Annotated in this window: 16 protein-coding genes; 14 read left to right on the top strand and 2 right to left on the bottom strand. The window is 62.2% G+C overall.

Translation table 11 applies throughout. From position 1 onward, the window contains the following. Positions 1–46: 46 nt before the first annotated feature. Together Q0887_RS00785 and Q0887_RS00790 are read right to left on the bottom strand one after the other, a co-directional pair. Positions 47–1,987 carry a S9 family peptidase gene (locus Q0887_RS00785; protein WP_299191503.1) on the bottom strand — a complete coding sequence of 647 codons (1,941 nt, stop codon included), beginning with the start codon at positions 1,985–1,987 and terminating at the stop codon, positions 47–49. Between the two features lie 76 nt (positions 1,988–2,063). Further along, entirely contained in the window at positions 2,064–2,681 is a 618-nt protein-coding gene (locus tag Q0887_RS00790) for a DNA-3-methyladenine glycosylase 2 family protein (protein ID WP_299191505.1), read from the bottom strand. A 110-nt stretch (positions 2,682–2,791) separates the two neighbouring features. Between Q0887_RS00790 and Q0887_RS00795 the strand changes: the two genes are divergently transcribed. From Q0887_RS00795 to murC, 14 genes are all read left to right on the top strand, one after another. Beyond that, positions 2,792–3,106: a 2Fe-2S iron-sulfur cluster-binding protein gene (locus Q0887_RS00795; protein WP_299191506.1), complete on the top strand. Its 315-nt coding sequence runs from the start codon at positions 2,792–2,794 to the stop codon at positions 3,104–3,106. A 42-nt stretch (positions 3,107–3,148) separates the two neighbouring features. After that, on the top strand, positions 3,149–4,165 hold the full coding sequence (locus Q0887_RS00800; protein WP_299191508.1) for a cysteine synthase A: 1,017 nt from the start codon (positions 3,149–3,151) through the stop codon (positions 4,163–4,165). 36 nt (positions 4,166–4,201) lie between these two features. Further along, positions 4,202–4,603 (top strand): hypothetical protein, encoded by a 402-nt coding sequence (locus Q0887_RS00805; RefSeq protein WP_299191509.1) that lies wholly within the window; start codon positions 4,202–4,204, stop codon positions 4,601–4,603. After that, positions 4,587–5,372: a hypothetical protein gene (locus tag Q0887_RS00810; protein WP_299191511.1), complete on the top strand. Its 786-nt coding sequence runs from the start codon at positions 4,587–4,589 to the stop codon at positions 5,370–5,372. Before Q0887_RS00805 ends, Q0887_RS00810 begins: the two co-directional genes overlap by 17 nt. 425 nt (positions 5,373–5,797) lie before the next feature. Continuing rightward, entirely contained in the window at positions 5,798–6,310 is a 513-nt protein-coding gene (locus Q0887_RS00815; RefSeq protein WP_299191513.1) for a division/cell wall cluster transcriptional repressor MraZ, read from the top strand. Next, positions 6,307–7,248 (top strand): 16S rRNA (cytosine(1402)-N(4))-methyltransferase RsmH, encoded by a 942-nt coding sequence (gene rsmH / locus Q0887_RS00820; protein WP_299191515.1) that lies wholly within the window; start codon positions 6,307–6,309, stop codon positions 7,246–7,248. The genes Q0887_RS00815 and rsmH overlap by 4 nt, the downstream gene beginning before the upstream one ends. After that, complete coding sequence (locus tag Q0887_RS00825; protein WP_299191517.1) at positions 7,245–7,808, top strand: hypothetical protein; 564 nt, start codon at positions 7,245–7,247, stop codon at positions 7,806–7,808. Before rsmH ends, Q0887_RS00825 begins: the two co-directional genes overlap by 4 nt. After that, a complete protein-coding gene (locus Q0887_RS00830) occupies positions 7,805–9,607 on the top strand; it encodes a penicillin-binding protein 2 (protein ID WP_299191519.1) in 1,803 nt (600 codons plus the stop codon). The genes Q0887_RS00825 and Q0887_RS00830 overlap by 4 nt, the downstream gene beginning before the upstream one ends. Continuing rightward, a complete protein-coding gene (locus tag Q0887_RS00835; RefSeq protein ID WP_299191521.1) occupies positions 9,604–11,094 on the top strand; it encodes a UDP-N-acetylmuramoyl-L-alanyl-D-glutamate--2,6-diaminopimelate ligase in 1,491 nt (496 codons plus the stop codon). Before Q0887_RS00830 ends, Q0887_RS00835 begins: the two co-directional genes overlap by 4 nt. Then, the gene (gene murF / locus Q0887_RS00840; RefSeq protein ID WP_299191523.1) at positions 11,091–12,551 is read left to right on the top strand and encodes a UDP-N-acetylmuramoyl-tripeptide--D-alanyl-D-alanine ligase; all 1,461 of its coding nucleotides are present in this window, start codon (positions 11,091–11,093) and stop codon (positions 12,549–12,551) included. The genes Q0887_RS00835 and murF overlap by 4 nt, the downstream gene beginning before the upstream one ends. A gap of 19 nt (positions 12,552–12,570) precedes the next feature. After that, positions 12,571–13,641 carry a phospho-N-acetylmuramoyl-pentapeptide-transferase gene (mraY, locus tag Q0887_RS00845; RefSeq protein WP_299191525.1) on the top strand — a complete coding sequence of 357 codons (1,071 nt, stop codon included), beginning with the start codon at positions 12,571–12,573 and terminating at the stop codon, positions 13,639–13,641. Positions 13,642–13,657: 16 nt separating this feature from the next. Beyond that, positions 13,658–14,845, top strand: a complete 1,188-nt coding sequence (locus tag Q0887_RS00850; protein ID WP_299191527.1) for a putative peptidoglycan glycosyltransferase FtsW — start codon at positions 13,658–13,660, stop codon at positions 14,843–14,845. Between the two features lie 5 nt (positions 14,846–14,850). Then, a complete protein-coding gene (gene murG / locus Q0887_RS00855; RefSeq protein WP_299191529.1) occupies positions 14,851–16,155 on the top strand; it encodes an undecaprenyldiphospho-muramoylpentapeptide beta-N-acetylglucosaminyltransferase in 1,305 nt (434 codons plus the stop codon). Further along, positions 16,152–17,576 carry a UDP-N-acetylmuramate--L-alanine ligase gene (gene murC, locus Q0887_RS00860; protein ID WP_299191531.1) on the top strand — a complete coding sequence of 475 codons (1,425 nt, stop codon included), beginning with the start codon at positions 16,152–16,154 and terminating at the stop codon, positions 17,574–17,576. Before murG ends, murC begins: the two co-directional genes overlap by 4 nt. Positions 17,577–17,594 lie beyond the last annotated feature (18 nt).

Raw genomic sequence — 17,594 nt, forward strand, 5'->3', positions numbered from 1 at the left:
GGTCCCTCTTCCCGTTTTTGTTTGAAACGGGTTTAGTGCGGGGAGGCTAGGCTGCCAACCCCTTCACATGCGCTTCGCCTTCGACGATCTCGGCTGTCGATGCGCTGACCACGTCGCCAATCGATTCCGCGCGCGAATTAAGGCATTCGGCGAGGAAATTTTCGGTGATCGCGAAGAAGGAGATTGAATTGACCGGCCTTGCGAATCCGTGCCCTTCGTCGGGGTAAAGCACGTAAGTGACGGGGATGTTGGCCGACTTCATCGCGCCGACGATCTGGTCGCTTTCGGACTGCTTCACGCGCGGATCATTGGCGCCTTGTCCGATCAGCAGCGGCTTGATGATCTGGTCGGCTTTGTAAAGCGGGCTTGCGGCCTTGAGCATCGCGAGCCCTTCCTCTGTGTTCGGATTGCCCATCCGTTCGTGGAAGATTTTCACCATCGGCGCCCAGTAGGGCGGGATGGTTTCCAGCAGCGTTTCGAGGTTGGACGGACCGACAATATCGACCCCGCAGGCAAAGACTTCGGGTGTGAAGGCAAGGCCCGCCAGCGTCGCATAGCCGCCATAGCTGCCGCCCATGATGGCGACCTTGTCCTTGTCGGCAATACCTTGTGCGACTGCCCAGTTCACGGCGTCGATCAAATCGTCATGCATCGCCAGGCCCCATTGATGGTTGCTGGCATTGATGAAGCCTTTGCCGAAACCGGTGGAACCGCGATAATTGACCGACAGCACTGTAAGCCCGCGATTGGCGAGCATCTGGTGGACCGGATTGTAGCCATAGGAGTCGCGCGCCCACGGCCCGCCATGGACCAGCAGCACCATCGGTCCCGGCACGCCCTCCTCGCTTCCCGCAGCACGGGTCAGATAGGACGGCAGGGTCAGCCCGTCGCGGCTGGTGATCTCAACGCACTCCATCGGCTGGAGCGGTGCGTCCGCAAGCTCTGGCCGCGTGACGTAGAACGGGCTGAGCGTCTGCGCTTTTCGGTCATAGATATGGGCGGCAATCGGCGCGGTGCCCGGATCGTTCCACACGATCCACAGGTCATCCGCATCGGTCCGGCTCATCACCCCGTATTCGCCGTCAAACTGCGCGCCCAGCCAATCGAGCGAAGCGCCGATTTCAGGGTCAATGGCGGTCCACTCGGTCTTGAGATAGGTTGCCGAATAGGCCTGCACTTCGCCGGTCTGGTGGTGGCGCATCGTGCTACCGATATCTGCCTTGGCATTCTCCGCGATCAGAGTGCGTTCGCCGCTTTCGGTGTCTTGCGCGTAGAGCGCCGCAGTGTCGCGGCCCCGGCTGTCGAGCCAGTAGAGCACCGAGCCATCGACCGTATAGCCTGCGGGCGAGGTCGTCATCGCGTCTTCCATCGCAGTGCTCTCGAACGGCTCGTCCTCGACCACATTGTCCGTCACACGGTAATAGTCGGTCCCACCATCCTCGTTCTGCGCCATCGCCATGCGCAGCGTCAGCGTGTCATCGGCCATGAAACCGGCATAGGCGTTGTTCTCGTAAACCAGCGTCAGCGCGCCGCTCGCCAGATCGAGCAGATGCACATCGTGCCATTGCGGATCGCGGTTGTTGAGGCCGACCAGAACCTCACGCTTGTTGGTTTCCGAAGAGCCGACAATTTGCACCCGAGTGTTCTCAAACGGGGTGAGGCAGACCTCTTCGCCGCTGGCGATATCGATGCGGTAGAGCAGGAAATTCTCGTCCCCGCCTTTGTCCTGAATATAGCCGACCCCGCTTGCGTCGGGCGTCCAGAAATGTTCGCGGATCGGGCGGTCGGTTGAGTGTGTGACCGGCTTGGCGTCGTCAGGAACGGCGAGCGGCGCGACCCAGATATTCATTACGTCATCATGCGGCGCGAGCCAGCTGAGCCATTTGCCATCAGGGCTGATCTTACCCTGCGCACGGGACGGATTGCCGAACAGATCATCGCGCGGGATGAGAGGAATAGTGTCGAGCGCGGTATTGTGGGCAGTCATGGTCTCTCCGGTTTATCTTGAGAGCCTCATCTATGCATGGCGGTAGCGATTGCCACCCCTCTGCTCGATCAAAAGCCTAGAGCGCCGGATTGGCGTAGAAGTGCCAGGTGAAGATTGCCATCGCGCCTCTGTGCGGAGACCAGCGTTCGCCCAATTCGCGGCATTCTTTCTCCTTGGGACGCTCGGCGAGGTCGAGCAGGCGTTTGACGCCCTCCTGAACTGCCAGATCTCCCGCAGGCCACATATCTTTGCGCCCTTCGGCGAAGAGAAGGTAGATTTCGGCGGACCAGCGCCCGATCCCCTTGATCCGGGTGAGCTCCTCGATTGCCTCTTCATCATCAGCCGGCAGGTTGTCGAAATCCAGATCGCCGGAATCAACAAGCTCGCATAGCGACCGCGCATAACCCTGTTTCTGGCGCGACAAGCCGCAGGCGCGCAGCGTATCGAAATCACGTTCGAGTACGCAGGCCGGGGTAAATTCCTCGCCAACTTCGGCAATGAACTTGTTCCACATCGAAGCCGCTGCCGCGACGGACACTTGCTGACCTACTATCGTGCGCAGCAGCGTCTTGTAGCCGCGATCGCGCAGGCGCGGCTCGGGATAGCCGATCCGCGCCAGCTGCTCGCCAACCCGCGGATCCTTGCTCGCCAGCGCATCCATCTCGGCGCGAATTATTTCGGCTGTCAGACCCACTCTTCATTCCTCTAGGTTGCCAATGGCAATTGAAACACCTAGCTGAACCCCGAGAATTTCCAACAGGGCCGTCTTGCGGCCAATCGAATCTAAGAAGGACTGATAAGCCCATGCCCAAGCTGGTGGTCACCAATCGTGAAGGCGAAACGAGCGAAATCGAGGTCGAAGACGGCCTGACGGTGATGGAAGCCATTCGTGACAATGGCTTTGATGAATTGCTCGCTCTGTGCGGCGGGTGCTGCTCTTGCGCGACCTGTCATGTATTTGTCGAAGCTGGCGACAAGACGCTGCCGGAAATGAGCGAAGACGAGGACGACCTGCTCGAATCTTCGGACCATCGCGGCGAAGGCTCGCGGCTTTCTTGCCAGATCCCGCTCACCGCAGAGCTGGACGGCCTGAAAGTCACTATCGCGCCTGAAGATTAATCTTGTTTGCGAGCGCGGCGCCATGGTCCTAACTCGCTTCTCATGAATATCACTCAACCCTTCGGCGACACGCTCGCTTTGATCGGGAACACCCCGCTTGTGCGCCTTGCCGGGCCGAGCGACGCGGCAGGCTGCGACATTTGGGGAAAGTGCGAATTCGCCAATCCCGGCTCTTCGGTAAAGGACCGCGCCGCGCTCTACATGATCCGCGATGCCGAAGCGCGCGGGGAATTGAAAGCCGGCGGCACAGTGATCGAAGGCACGGCGGGCAATACCGGCATCGGGATCGCGCTGGTTGCCAATGCGCTGGGCTACAAGACGATCATCGTCATGCCCGACAACCAGTCGCAGGAAAAGATGGACACGCTGCGCGCGCTTGGTGCGCAGCTCGAACTCGTCCCGCCGACCAAATATGCCGATCCGTGCCACTTCCAGCATGTCTCTCGCCGCATGGCTGAGGAGACGGAAGGCGCTGTCTGGGCAGGCCAATTCGACAACACAGCCAATCGCCGCGCGCACATCGAAGGCACCGCGAAAGAACTGTGGGAGCAGATGGGCGGCAAGGTCGACGGCTTCACCTGCGCGGCGGGCACCGGCGGGACGATTGCTGGCGTCGGCATGGGGCTTAAAGAAAAGAACCCCGATGTGCGTATCGCTTTGACCGATCCGCATGGCGCGGCGCTCTACAATTACTACGCCCATGGCGAGCTGAAGGGTGAAGGCTCTTCGGTTGCCGAAGGCATCGGGCAGGGGCGGATAACCGCCAATCTCGAAGGCGCACCAATCGACACGCAGTTCCGCATTTCCGATAAGGAAGGGCTGGTCTGGGTCGAAAAGCTGCTGCGCGAAGAAGGGCTGTGTCTCGGCCTTTCCTCCGGCATCAATGTTGCCGGAGCAATCGCACTGGGCAAGCAGCTGGTCGCCGAAGGACACGAGAACGCGCAGGTCGCCACGATTCTGTGCGACACCGGTTTCCGTTATCTGTCGACGCTGTTCAATGCCGAATGGCTGGCATCGAAGAACCTGCCGGTGTTCGGCTGGCTTGTACAAAGCGATTAATCGACAAGCCAGTTTCGCCGCGCTAGGTCAGTGCGCATGAAAGGCGGAAAATTCACACGGCGTCTGGCCAACCGGAGCGGAACCGAAGAGGGCGAAGCCACGCCTGAAGGTGCACCGCTTGGCGGAACCAAGACCGAGGCGGCGCAGCGCTTGCAAGTCGGACTGGCCGGGCTTGGCTCGATGGTTCTGCTGATCGGGCTGGCGAGTGTGCTTGGCAGTCAGGCGGACCTGACTGAGGAGCTCGCGGTGCCCGACGCTGCGCCAACGACCGAACCCACTGACGCCGCCCCGCAGCGCGATCCGCTCGCCGATGCCGGGATCGTGCCGGAAATCCCGACTGAACAGACAGCGGAGCCGGAAGAAGGACGCGTGGACGACTTGCCCAATCCGGTGGTCGAGGATGCGCAGGCCCCGAGCGGCGATGCTGACCAGAACTAGGCGCTGGTTGCCTGCGATTGCTTCGTTACTCGCGCTCGCGGCGTGCAAGGCAGAGCTCGCAGATCAGATCGAAGAACCAGCGGCGGCTCCTTCAGAAACGCTTGGCCTGATGACCAGTCTGCCGCTCTATTGGCCTTTGGGGGCAGACTTTGCCGCGATCGCCAATGGCACTGCCGAAGTGCCTTGGCAGCGCGGTGTGCTGGAGCGCGGCTACGAACTGGTCTTGCTCGACACGCTCTCACCCATTCCCGGCCTGACCCCCGACGCGCCTGAAAGCGATCCGCTGGCTGCAATTGAGCACCTGGCAGTGATCCAGCCGCGCGGGCTTTCACCGGCTGACAATGTGGCGCTGGATGATTGGGTGCGTGATGGCGGACAGCTATTGCTGGTGCTCGATCCGCAGCTGACAGGCGATTACGACCTGGCTTTGGGCGATCCGCGACGTCCCGCGGACACCGCGCTGGTTGCTCCGGTCGTGACGCGCTGGGGTCTCGATATCGACTTTCCGCTTGAGGCTGCGCTTGATGACAGTCTGCATGAACTGCCTCTCGGGTCCGGCACGCTCACGGCCGAGCGGGCTGGCCGGATTGAAATTGTGAACGCTGATGCGGCTGATTGTGAGCTGTTTGCGAACAATGTGGTTGCGCGTTGCTCGATCGGCGAAGGCTTTGTCACACTTGTGGCCGATGCCGCTGTTTTCGAACACCAATCTCTGGCCGGAGCGCAAGGCGAGGCGATCGCAAATCTGCTCCGGTTTGCCTTTCCCTGACCGGCAATCGAGAAAATTGCGGGAAAGGGTAGTTTCCGCAAGGGACTCGGGCGGGAATCTTGCGGGATATTCGCCAGATTCGCATGAAATGATACGGAATCTTATGTGAGGCGGGATGCAGTGCATCCGTTTTTGCACATGATGTTGCAGGTAGAAAATACGGTAAATCAATAATTTACCGTTTATTCCCGTGATTTTCCTAGAAAAACCCTAGCCACCCCGCTGCAAGAGCGATATTACCACCTTCCATCAAACATGCCGGTTTGCCCCGCGTCGCCCATTTGGGTCGGCGCGCTGCTCCCGCTCGCGCGGGTGTGGCGGCGCAGAAGTCATGCATTTGCATGAGCTTTCGCGGGCAATCGCGCGGTTTGGTTGAGGTCAATTGGTCAGCGGGGTGCTGACCCAAGGGGAAGGGGATACGGCGCGTGCCAGCGGCGGGAGCATATAATGGACAGGCCTATTCGCCGATTGGCGATAAGGGCCGTTTTGTCCTGCCCCCGGCATTCCGCAAAGAGGTCAAAGAGGCCTCTGGCGGGAGCAAAGTGCTGTGCCTTGTCGCCCATGAACGGTTCGACTGCCTGATCGGCTTTGGCCTCTCGCGCATCGACAAATTGAACGCCCAGCTCGACCGCGAGGAAGAGCGCGCGATCCGCCTCCAGCTTAATGATTTCGACCGCGACGTGCGCGCCGGTCAGTTGTTCCAGTTCGAACAGATCCCCTTCGATGATAGCGGGCGCTTTGTGATGCCAGATCACTTGAAGGAGCTCGGCAAGGTCGAGGACGGGCTCTATTTTCAGGGCGCGGGCGATTTCTTCTTTGTGTGGAACCCCGAAGAGCTCTCGCAAATGGATTCCGCCTGGAAGGGCGCGCAGGCGACCTGCAAGCGGCTGGTCGCAGAAGCTGAAGCCAAGGCCAAATCAAAGGGAGCGAAGAAATGATCGCTCCTCATATCCCTGTGCTGCTCGACGAAGTTGTCGCGGCCATCGGTCCGAAATCCGGCATGGCGATCATCGATGCGACGTTCGGCGCGGGTGGTTATTCGCGCGCGCTGCTTGAGCGCGGGGCGCGGATTTACGGATTTGACCGCGATCCCAATGCGATTCGCGACGGCGCAGGTCTGGTGACCGAATTTGAGGGCAGGCTCTCGCTGCACGCCGAACGTTTCTCTGCCATGCGCGAAGAGATGGCGCGGATCGGCGTGCCTCAGGTCGATGCGGTCGTGATGGATATCGGCGTTTCCTCGATGCAGCTCGACCAAGGCGAGCGCGGATTTGCGTTCTCCAATGATGGCCCGCTCGACATGCGGATGAGTCAGGAAGGCGAAAGCGCCGCCGACTTCCTCAATTCCGCCGACGAGGCCGCAATTGCCGACGTGCTGTATCATTATGGCGAAGAGCGTCAGTCGCGCCGCGTTGCCCGCGCAATTGTCGCGGCGCGCCCGCTAGAGACCACCGGCGATCTTGCCCGCGTGGTTCGCCGCGCGCTGGGGCACAAGCCGCATGACAAGAAAGACCCTGCGACCCGTAGCTTCCAGGCGGTTCGCATCCATGTGAATGATGAGCTGGGCGAGCTGCGCGCTGGCCTGAATGCTGCCGAAATGCTGCTGCGCGAAGGCGGCGTCTTGGCGGTGGTGAGCTTCCACAGCCTCGAAGACCGGATCGTCAAACGCTTTCTCAAAGAGGCAAGCGGGGCGGGGCGCGCAGTATCGCGCCATCTGCCCGGCGAAGTGCCCGGACCCGCGCCGACTTTCACCAAAGTATCCAAGGCGATCCGGCCCTCAGACGCTGAAATCGACCGCAACCCGCGTTCACGCTCCTCCATTCTTCGCCACGCCATCCGCACCTCCGCTCCAGCTCACGAAAGGGAATTGTCATGATCGTCACCGGTTCGCGCATTCGCCAGATCGGCTGGGTCGCAGTGATGGCGGCGTGCATCGCGATGTTCGCGGTCTTGAGCTTCAACGTGCATGCGGTGAAGAGCGAAGTGCTGCTCGCCGAGCGTGAGATCATTGCGCTCGAACGCGAAACATTGATGCTGGAAACCGAGTTCCAGACCCGCGCGAGCCAGCGCCAACTGGCCGAATGGAACGCGGTCGAGCTTGGCTACAAGGCCCCGCGCGCGGACCAGTATCTCGAAAACGAACGCCAGCTCGCCAGCCTTGGCTTGCCCGCCGGACCGGATGCGCCTGCGCCTATCCGCGTGGCTGCGGTCGATCTCGCCAGCGCTGATGCGCCCCGGCGCGAAATGGTCTCCCCGATTTCGGGAGATGCCGTGACGCTGGCCTCGGTCAGCTCCAGCGAAGACGCCGGCGCGGTCTTCACCGATGCCTTTGGCGACTTTCTGATCGAAGCCTCTCCGATCCGCGCAGCCAGCGCTCAGACGGGAAGCGGTATGGCAGCGGATGTGGCGCTGTTGACAAGCGAGGCGGGCGAATGACAGCCTTTGCCCTCGATGCAGGGCTTGATCCAACTTTCGAAACTGACACCGGCCCTGCGCTGAAGCGGCAGCCGCGCCCGGCGGTCCCCGCTGGCTGCGTGCAGGCGGTGCATATGCGCTACAGCCTGCTGGTCACTGCGCGGATGCGGCTGCTGATTATCATCGCCATTTTCGCATTGGTCGCAGGGCTTGCCGTGATGCGGATCGGCTATCTTGGCGTGGTCGGCGCGCCTAAGGGCCAGACCACGCTCGAAGAAGCTTTGCTGCCCCCGCGCGGCGAGATCACTGACCGCAATGGCACCCCGCTTGCGCGCACCTTCCCCGCCTATGCGCTGTGGTTCAACCCGCGCGCGATGGAGGATGATGGATCGCCGCTGGTGGGTGAGCCAGTTGAAGTGGCCGCGCGCCTGAAGACAATCTTCCCCGATCTTGATGTCGAGCGCACAGTGCGCGTGCTGACCTCTGAGCGCGGCGGCTACATCCTTCGCCGCGTCCTGCCCGAAGACGCCAACCGCGTGTTCGAACTGGGCGAAGTCGCTCTAGAACTGCCGCGCGAATATGACCGGCACTATCCGCAAGGCTCACTCGGCGCGCATATTCTTGGCTATGTGATGGAAGGCGATAACCGCCAGCTGGTCGGTCATTTGGGCATGGAGAAAGTGCTCGACACGCAATTGTCCGACCCGTTGACACGGGCAGAGCCGGTGGCTCTCTCGATTGATCTGCGCGTGCAGGGCGCGCTTGAGGATGAACTCGGGCGCGGCATGCTGGCGACGCAGGCCAAGGGGGCGGCGGGCATCGTGATTGACGTCGATACCGGCGAGATCATGGCGATGGCCTCGCTGCCCGCCTTTGACCCCAACCTGTCTAGCGCGCAGCATTCGCCGAACATTTACAACCGCGCGACCAATGCGACCTATGAACTGGGCTCGACCTTCAAGCCGCTCACTATCGCTGCTGCGATCGACGCGGGCGTGGTGCGCGACCTGAGCGCGCAGTGGGACGCGACCCCCATCGAAATCGCAGGACGGCGGTTGGCCGAACCCAAGGATCTGGGTCAATCGATCAATGTCGCCGAAGCGCTCGCCTATTCCTCCAACACCGTAACCATGCGGATCGCCGACGAGTTGGGCGAGGCGCGTCTGCGTCAGGTGATGATCGACCTAGGCATGAAGGCGCCGCCGCAGATTGAACTTGGCGCGCGCGGAATGCCGCAATGGGCGCAGGAACGGCCCAATGGCACATGGTCGCGCCTTACCAATATGACCGTGAGCTATGGCCACGGCATCGCGGTTACGCCGCTGCACCTTGCGAGCGCCTATGCCGCGATGGTCAATGGCGGGATCTATCGCCCAGCAACCTTGCGCCGGGTCGAGCCGGGAGCAGCACCGCGCGGGACGCGGGTGTTCAAGGCTTCGACCTCCTCGCGCATGCGCCAGCTGATGCGGATGATCTCGATTTACGGCACCGGTCGCAGCGCCAATGCGGCAGGCTACCGCGTCGGCGGCAAGACTGGCTCAGCGGAAAAAGCGCGCCGCGGCGGATATGCCCAGACCGCGCTGATCTCATCCTTCGCCGCTGCTTTTCCGATGGAGCGCCCGCGCTATGTCGTCGTCACCGTGCTGGATGAGCCGCGCGGCACGCTAGCAACTTCGGGTCAACGCACCGCTGCCTTTACAGCCGCGCCAATTGTCGGCGAGCTGATCCCGCGCATCGGACCGATGCTGGGCGTAAGGCCCGATGCAACGCGTGATGTCGATATTTCCGACCTGCGCAACCTGATCGAGGGTCGCCAATGAAGCTGGCGGGGCTGATCGAACGGGCGGGATTGCAGCCGGTGGACGGGGCGGATGTCACCGTGACCGGCTTTGCCATCGACCACCGTAAAGTCGCGCCCGGCACCGTCTTCGGCGCGTTTCGTGGTGAGCGTTTCAACGCGGAAGACTTCATCCCTGCCGCCATCGAAGCGGGTGCGGTCGCTATCGTGACGTCGGGTGACGCCGCGGTCGAAGGCGCGATCCACATCGCCAGCGAAGAGCCGCGCCGCACATTCGCGCAGCTGGCCGCGCAGTTCTTCACCCCCGTTCCTGCCACAGTGGTCGCGGTAACGGGGACCAACGGCAAGACCTCGACCGCAGAAATGACCCGCCAGATCTGGCGCATGTGCGGCGAGCGCGCGGCGAGTATCGGCACTCTGGGTGTGACCACGCCTGACGAGAGCGTCTCGACCGGGCTGACCACTCCCGACATCGTCACCTTCCTTGGCAATATGAGCGGTCTGGCGCGCGAAGGCGTGACCCATGTCGCCTACGAAGCCTCCAGCCACGGCCTCTCGCAGTTCCGCAATGAGGGTCTGCGCGTAAAGGCGGGGGCTTTCACCAATTTCAGCCAGGACCATCTCGACTATCATCAGACGATGGAGGCCTATTTCGAGGCCAAGATGCGTCTTTTTGACGAAGTGATCGAGCCCGATGGTCAGGCGATTATCTGGGATGGCGGTGAGGAAAGCGTATGGTCCTCCCGCGCCATTGAGCACGCTGCTTCCCGAAATCTAAGCGTGCTCACAGTGGGCGAGCGAGGCACGTTCCTCCGCCTCGCCGCCCGCGAGGCGACCCAGCTCGGGCAAATGCTCACTATCGAACATGAGGGCGACACGCGGAAAATCAAACTGCCGCTGATCGGTGCCTATCAAGCTGCGAATGCGCTGGTTTCGGCAGGTCTCGCGCTGGCGACGGGTGCGGATAAGGGGCTGGTTTTCGACGCGGTTTCGCGCTTGCAGCCGGTTCGCGGGCGGCTGGAGCGCGCAGTGATTACGCAGGCCGGCGCGCCGGTCTATGTCGACTACGCCCACACCGCCGATGCGCTTGAGGCCGCGATTGCGGCTTTGCGCGGGCATGTTGATGCGGGCAAAGGCGGGCGGTTGATCGCTGTGTTTGGCGCAGGCGGCGATCGCGATACGGGTAAGCGCGGTCCGATGGGCGCGGTGGCGGCAGCAGCCGCTGATATCGCCATCGTCACCGACGACAATCCGCGCGGTGAAGACCCCGCTGCCATCCGCGCTGCCGTGATCGAAGGGGCAGCGGGCGCAGACCATGTGCGCGCCATTGCCGGACGGCGCGAAGCCATCGCTGCCGCCATCGGTGAGGCGGGCGCACACGACATCATTCTTATCGCAGGCAAAGGCCACGAACAGGGCCAGATTATCGGGTCGGGAGAGACAATGCGAGTATTGCCATTCGACGATGTGCAGGTGGCGCGCGAGTGCGCTGCGGGAGGCGCTGCATGAGCCGCGCTCACGCTCTTTTGCGAGCATGGCCCGCTGATCGCCGCGACCTGCTGCCGCTCGCGCTATGGGATGCCGCCAGCATCGAAGCGGCGACCGGAGGCCGCGCGAGCCACGCCTTTCAGGCCTCGGGCGTCGAGATGGACAGCCGCGATGTGCGTCCCGGCGACCTCTTCGTTGCGCTCAAGGGCGAAGCGATGGACGGGCACAAGTTCATCGCCGCCGCCTTTGCCAAGGGAGCCGTCGCCGCGATCACCGATCGCCCGGTCGATTTCCCGCATGTGCTGGTCGAAGATACGACCAAAGCGCTGCACGACCTTGCCCATGCCGCGCGCGACCGCAGCCAGGCGGTGCGGATTGCGGTGACCGGCTCGGTTGGCAAGACGGGTGTGAAGGAAGCAATCTTCGCCAGCCTTAACCGCGCCAGCCGCGGCGCGGCGCATCGCAGTGTGCGCAGCTACAACAATCATGTTGGCGTGCCCTTGAGCCTTGCCCGCATGCCGGCCCGCGCGCGCTTTGGCGTGTTTGAGATGGGGATGAACCACACAGGCGAAATTGCGCCGCTGGCCGACCATGTGCGCCCGCAAGTCGCAGTTATCACCACCATCGCACCTGCCCACATCGAAAATCTCGGCAGCATGGAAGCGATTGCCGATGAGAAGGCGCAGATCTTCTCGGGCCTTGCCAAAGGCGGCACAGCGGTGATCCCGGCCGATAGCGAATATACCGACCGCATGGTCGAGCACGCCCGGAAACTCGGCGTCAAAGTCGTCACTTTCGGTCGCAGCGAAGGGGCCGATGTGCGCCTGCTCGACGCAATCCCTTGTGCCAGTGGCGGCTCGCTTGTTACCGCTGACCTTGGCGATGCGCGGCTTTGCTACACCATCGCAGAACCGGGTGAGCACTGGATTGCCAACTCGCTCGGCGTGATGGCGGCAGTGCGCGCGGCGGGCGGCGATCTGGCCAGTGCGGGCCTCGCGCTCGCGGAGATGGGCGGCCTCAAGGGACGCGGCGCGCGGTTCGATATTGAGGCGGCAGGCGGCAAGGCGCTGCTGGTCGATGAAAGCTACAACGCCAACCCCGCATCCATGCGCGCGACGCTTAAAGCGCTTGGCCAAACTCCTGCCCACCGCCGGATCGCGGTGCTGGGGAGTATGAAGGAGCTGGGTGACTTCGGACCGCGCTTTCACACCCAGCTTGCCGACCCGCTGACAGAGGCACAAATCGACCACGCGATCCTTGTCGGCGACGAGATGCGCGTCCTTGCCGCCGAACTGGGGAGAAGGAGCGCCCGCTCGCTTGGCTTTGCCCCGTCTTTCGCGCATTGCGATAGCCCTGCCGAAGCCATCGAGGCGCTCGAGCAATTCGGCCTCACCCATGGTGATGCAGTGCTCGTCAAAGGCTCCAATTCGGTCGGTCTTGGCGCTCTGGTGTCACACTTTACCAAGCCGCAGGAATAAGCGGTTGCAAGGGATCTAGATGCTCTACCTGCTCGCGGAATGGCTCGGCTTTGAAGGCCTCTTTAATCTGGTTCGCTACCAGACGTTCCGTTTCGGGGCGGCGTTGATGACGGCGCTGATTATCGGACTGATTATTGGCCCCCGTTTCATCAACATGCTGCGCGTGCGGCAGGGCAAGGGCCAACCGATCCGTGAAGACGGCCCGCAAAGCCATCTGGCAAAGCGCGGAACGCCGACAATGGGCGGGTTGATGATCCTCGTCTCGCTGACGCTGTCGCTGCTCTTGTGGATGGACCTCACCAATCCGTTTGTGTGGGCCTGTCTGGCGGTCACGATGGGTTTCGGAGTGATCGGCTTTGTCGATGATTACGACAAAGTGTCGAAGAACAGCCATGCCGGGCTTTCGGGCCGCATCCGGCTGGCACTCGAATTCGTGGTCGCAGGGATCGCGAGCTACATCATCGTCAGCCAGATCAGCACCAATCTCTATGTCCCGTTCTTCTCCAATGTCGAGATACCGCTGGGGCCAGCCTATTATGTCTTTGCTGCCTTTGTGATTGTCGGATTTGGCAATGCGGTGAACCTGACTGACGGGCTGGACGGATTGGCGATCATGCCTGTCATCATCGCGACCGGAGCCTTTGCGATCATCGCCTATCTGGTCGGCCGCGCTGACTTCTCCGAATATCTGGGCATCCCGCACGTTCCGGGCGCTGGCGAGCTGGCGATCTTCTGCGCGACGATCATGGGGGCGGGACTGGCTTTTCTGTGGTTCAACGCGCCTCCTGCGGCAGTGTTCATGGGCGACACCGGCTCGCTCGCACTGGGCGGTGCTTTGGGAGCCGTGGCAGTCGCCGCGCATCACGAAGTAGTGCTGCTGATTATCGGCGGTCTGTTCGTGCTCGAAACCGCTAGCGTCATCATACAGGTCTTCTGGTTCAAGCGGACGGGCAAGCGGGTATTTCGCATGGCGCCGATCCATCACCATTTCGAACAGCTCGGCTGGAGCGAGAGCAAGGTCGTGATCCGGTTCTGGATCATCGCGATCATCCTCGCGCTGATCGGCCTTGCGACGCTGAAACTGCGCTAGGAGAGGCCGCACACAGATGAGCATCTCGACCGCCAGCGGCAAATTTCATGCCCCCGTGCCGATACAGCGCGGATGGGCTGAGGCTTTGCGCGTCTGGTGGCGCGAGTTGGACAAGTGGCTGCTGGGCCTGGTCCTTGCTCTGATGGCGCTGGGCACCGTGGCGGTCGCTGCTGCCTCGTCCGCTGCGGGCAAGCAATATGAAGTGGCTGAATTCGCCTTTTTCCAGCGCCATGTCGTGTTCCAGATCATGGGGCTGGGCATTATGTTCGCAGCCAGTTTTGCCAGCCGCGAAGATGCGCGCAGGCTGGGCATCCTGATCGCGATCGGAGCGCTGGTGCTGCTGTTTCTGGTGCCGGTGATCGGGGTGGAGAAGAACGGCGCGCGGCGCTGGCTCGACCTTGGCATATCGCTGCAGCCGAGTGAATTTCTGAAGCCCGGATTTGCGATCCTGCTCGCATGGGTGCTGTCATGGAGGCTGCGCGATTCCAGCTTGCCGGTGGTGGCCTATTCAACGCTGACCATGGCGCTGATCGGGGCGCTGTTGATGCTCCAGCCAAACCTTGGCGCGACCATCCTGTTTGGCGGGGTGTGGTTCGTACTGGTGCTGCTTTCGGGCGTGTCGATTGCCCGCATTGGCGCGCTGATTGCCGGAGGGTTGGGCGCGCTGACGGCGGCCTACTTCCTCTATGACAATGCGCGATACCGGATCGACAGTTTCTTTGGCGGCGGCACCGCATTCGATCAGGTCGATCTGGCGCAGCGCACGCTGCTCAACGGCGGGTGGACCGGCACCGGCCTGTGGCTTGGCACCAACAAGATGCGCCTGCCCGAGGCGCATACCGACTATATCTATTCGGTCATCGGTGAGGAATTCGGCCTGCTGATGTGCGCGCTGATTCTGTTGCTCTATGTCGCGATCATTGTCCGCGCGATGCTAAGGCTGGTGGATGAAGAGAACCTGTTCGCCCTGCTTGCAGGCGCGGGCCTAGCCACTCAGATCGGTGGGCAAGCGTTCATCAACATGCTGGTAAACCTCAACCTGTTTCCGTCCAAGGGGATGACGCTACCATTGGTGAGCTATGGCGGGTCATCAACGCTGGCCGTGTGCCTGACAGTCGGGCTATTGCTCGCGATCACCCGGCGCAATCCGTTCCTTGAGCGCGAGAAACCGGGTCTGAAAGACCTGTTTGAGCGTAAGGATTGAGGGGCATGAGCAGCGAGACACAACAAAGAACACGGGGCGGCGCGAGCCGTCACTTCGTTCTCGCCGCAGGGGGCACGGGCGGACACCTGATCCCTGCATTCGCGCTGGCCGCAGAGCTGGACGCGCGCGGGCATCATGTGGCGCTGATCACCGATGAGCGCGGGGCGAATATACCGGGCAAGCCCGATTATCTGACCGCGCATGTCCTTCCCGCTGGCCGTTTCGGCAAGAACCCGCTGCGCTGGTTCGCTGGCGCAAAGGCGGTTTGGGAAGGGCGCAATATGGCGCTGCGCCTGTTTGAGAGCTTCGAGCCGACCGCCGTGGTCGGTTTCGGCGGCTATCCTGCATTGCCCGCTTTGCTCGCGGCGACCTCTGCCAAAGTGTCGAGCGTTGTGCATGAGCAGAACGCGGTGCTGGGCCGGGTCAACCGGCTGTTGGCTGGCCGCGTCGATGCGATTGCCACGTCCTACCCCGAAGTCGAACGGCTGAAGCCCAAGCATCGCGGCAAGACCCATCTGGTCGGCAATCCCGTGCGCGCCGAAGTGCTGGCGCTGCGCGATGAGGATTTTCCGGCTTTCACCGACGAAGGTCTGTTCCGAATTCTCATCACTGGCGGCAGTCAGGGTGCGCGCATCCTCTCAGAAGTCGTGCCTGATGGTCTTGCGCGCCTTCCCCCGCCGCTGCGCCAGCGCTTGCAAGTGACCCAGCAATGCCGCGCCGAAGACCTCGAAGCGGTGCGCGAGCGCTATCTTGAGCACGACATCCCCGCCGAACTCGGCACCTATTTCGAGGATATGCACGAGCGGCTAGCCGATGCGCATCTGTTTATCGGGCGCGCGGGAGCCTCCACCATCGCGGAACTGACTGCGGTCGGACGGCCTGCGATCCTGATCCCGCTGCCTATCGCGACCGATGACCATCAGGCCGCCAATACACGCGAAATGGTCAAGGCGGGTGGTGCTCGAATGATCCGTCAGCCCCCTGAAACCGTCAAGGATCCGCGCGGGATGGGGGACAACGGAAACAATCTGTCGAACAAGCAGGCAAAGGTGTTTGCCAAGCTATCGAAGGATATTGCCAAGCAAATTCAGGCCATGGCGCTGATGCCCGCGACGCTTGCCAATGCCGCCCATGGCGCATGGAATTGCGGCCGGCCTGACGCAGCAAAAGACCTCGCCGATCTGGTCGAGAGCATGGGCGGGATCGACATGATGGATGTGATCCGCGTGGGCGAGACCGCTCCTAAGAAGGCGGCAGCAACGAACCCGCAAGCTGCCACTCGTGATGCGAATGAGGACCCTGCGTCATGAAGGGCGTAGGCACCGATATTGGCGTCATCCACTTCGTCGGGATCGGCGGGATCGGCATGTCCGGCATCGCCGAGGTCATGCACAATCTAGGCTACACGGTCCAAGGCAGCGACATCAAGGAAGGCCCGGTCGTAAAGCGGCTGCGCGAGCAGGGCGTCTCGGTCAAAATCGGGCACGAGAAGGAAAATGTCGAAGGCGCCGCCGTGGTGGTCACTTCGACTGCGGTGCGCCGGACCAATCCCGAAGTCGCGCACGCGCTGGAAAACCGCATCCCCGTGGTGCGCCGGGCAGAGATGCTCGCCGAGCTGATGCGTTTGAAGTCCACCGTCGCGGTTGCCGGAACTCACGGCAAGACAACCACAACCAGCATGATCGCCAGCCTGCTCGACAAGGGCGACGTTGACCCGACCGTCATCAATGGCGGGATCATCGAGCAATATGGCTCCAACGCGCGGCTGGGCGACAGCGACTGGATGGTGGTCGAAGCCGATGAAAGCGACGGCAGCTTCCTGCGGCTCGACGGCACGATTGCGGTCGTCACCAATATCGATCCCGAGCACCTCGATCATTACGGCGACTTCGACGGGGTGAAGCGCGCCTTTGTCGAGTTCATTCACAATGTCCCGTTCTACGGCGCGGCGATCCTTTGCGTCGATCATCCCGAAGTGCAGGCGGTGATCGGCGACGTGCGCGACCGCAAGGTAGTGACCTACGGCTTCTCGCTTCAGGCTGACATTTGCGGGGTGAACGTCGTCCCTTCGGAAGGCGGCAACACATTCGACGTCATAATCCGCCAGCGCGGTGAAGAGGACCGCCGGATCGAAGGCGTCCACCTGCCCATGCCAGGCCGCCACAATGTCCAGAACGCGCTCGCCGCGATTGCGGTTGCGATCGAAATGGGATGCAGCGACGATGTGATCCGCGAAGGCTTTGGCAGTTTCAGCGGGGTCCGCCGCCGCTTCACCAAGGTCGGCTCTGTCACGCTAGAGGGCGGTTCTGTCTCTGTGATCGACGATTACGCGCACCACCCGGTCGAAATCCGCGCGGTGCTGGGTGCAGCGCGCGAGGCTGTTCCCGAAGGCAAGGTGATCGCGGTTGCGCAGCCGCATCGCTACACTCGCTTGCGCGACCTGATGGACGACTTCCAGACCTGCTTTAACGACGCCGATACGGTCTTCGTGACGCCGGTTTACGAAGCTGGCGAAGAGCCCATCGAAGGCGCCGACGCAGCCGCTCTGGTTACGGGCCTGAAGTCGCGCGGGCACCGTTCTGCGCGCACGATAGCCAGCGAAAGCGAACTCGCCAGCACGCTCGCCGCCGAGATCGAGCCGGGCGACATCATCGTCTGCCTTGGCGCGGGCGACATAACCAAATGGGCCGCCGAACTTGCATCGGCCATCGAAGCACAACGGAGCGCATGAGCGACATGTCGCACTCAG

The sequence above is a fragment of the uncultured Erythrobacter sp. genome (assembly GCF_947492365.1).
Taxonomy (GTDB): domain Bacteria; phylum Pseudomonadota; class Alphaproteobacteria; order Sphingomonadales; family Sphingomonadaceae; genus Erythrobacter.

Bases quoted from the DNA above. Each gene is read 5' to 3' on its own strand.
- Q0887_RS00785 (WP_299191503.1), bottom strand. From the start codon at position 1,987: ATGACTGCCCACAATACCGCGCTCGACACTATTCCTCTCATCCCGCGC.
- murG (WP_299191529.1), top strand. From the start codon at position 14,851: ATGAGCAGCGAGACACAACAAAGAACACGGGGCGGCGCGAGCCGTCAC.
- murC (WP_299191531.1), top strand. From the start codon at position 16,152: ATGAAGGGCGTAGGCACCGATATTGGCGTCATCCACTTCGTCGGGATC.
- mraY (WP_299191525.1), top strand. From the start codon at position 12,571: ATGCTCTACCTGCTCGCGGAATGGCTCGGCTTTGAAGGCCTCTTTAAT.
- Q0887_RS00825 (WP_299191517.1), top strand. From the start codon at position 7,245: ATGATCGTCACCGGTTCGCGCATTCGCCAGATCGGCTGGGTCGCAGTG.
- murF (WP_299191523.1), top strand. From the start codon at position 11,091: ATGAGCCGCGCTCACGCTCTTTTGCGAGCATGGCCCGCTGATCGCCGC.
- Q0887_RS00805 (WP_299191509.1), top strand. From the start codon at position 4,202: ATGAAAGGCGGAAAATTCACACGGCGTCTGGCCAACCGGAGCGGAACC.
- Q0887_RS00830 (WP_299191519.1), top strand. From the start codon at position 7,805: ATGACAGCCTTTGCCCTCGATGCAGGGCTTGATCCAACTTTCGAAACT.
- Q0887_RS00835 (WP_299191521.1), top strand. From the start codon at position 9,604: ATGAAGCTGGCGGGGCTGATCGAACGGGCGGGATTGCAGCCGGTGGAC.
- Q0887_RS00810 (WP_299191511.1), top strand. From the start codon at position 4,587: ATGCTGACCAGAACTAGGCGCTGGTTGCCTGCGATTGCTTCGTTACTC.
- Q0887_RS00795 (WP_299191506.1), top strand. From the start codon at position 2,792: ATGCCCAAGCTGGTGGTCACCAATCGTGAAGGCGAAACGAGCGAAATC.
- Q0887_RS00800 (WP_299191508.1), top strand. From the start codon at position 3,149: ATGAATATCACTCAACCCTTCGGCGACACGCTCGCTTTGATCGGGAAC.
- Q0887_RS00850 (WP_299191527.1), top strand. From the start codon at position 13,658: ATGAGCATCTCGACCGCCAGCGGCAAATTTCATGCCCCCGTGCCGATA.
- rsmH (WP_299191515.1), top strand. From the start codon at position 6,307: ATGATCGCTCCTCATATCCCTGTGCTGCTCGACGAAGTTGTCGCGGCC.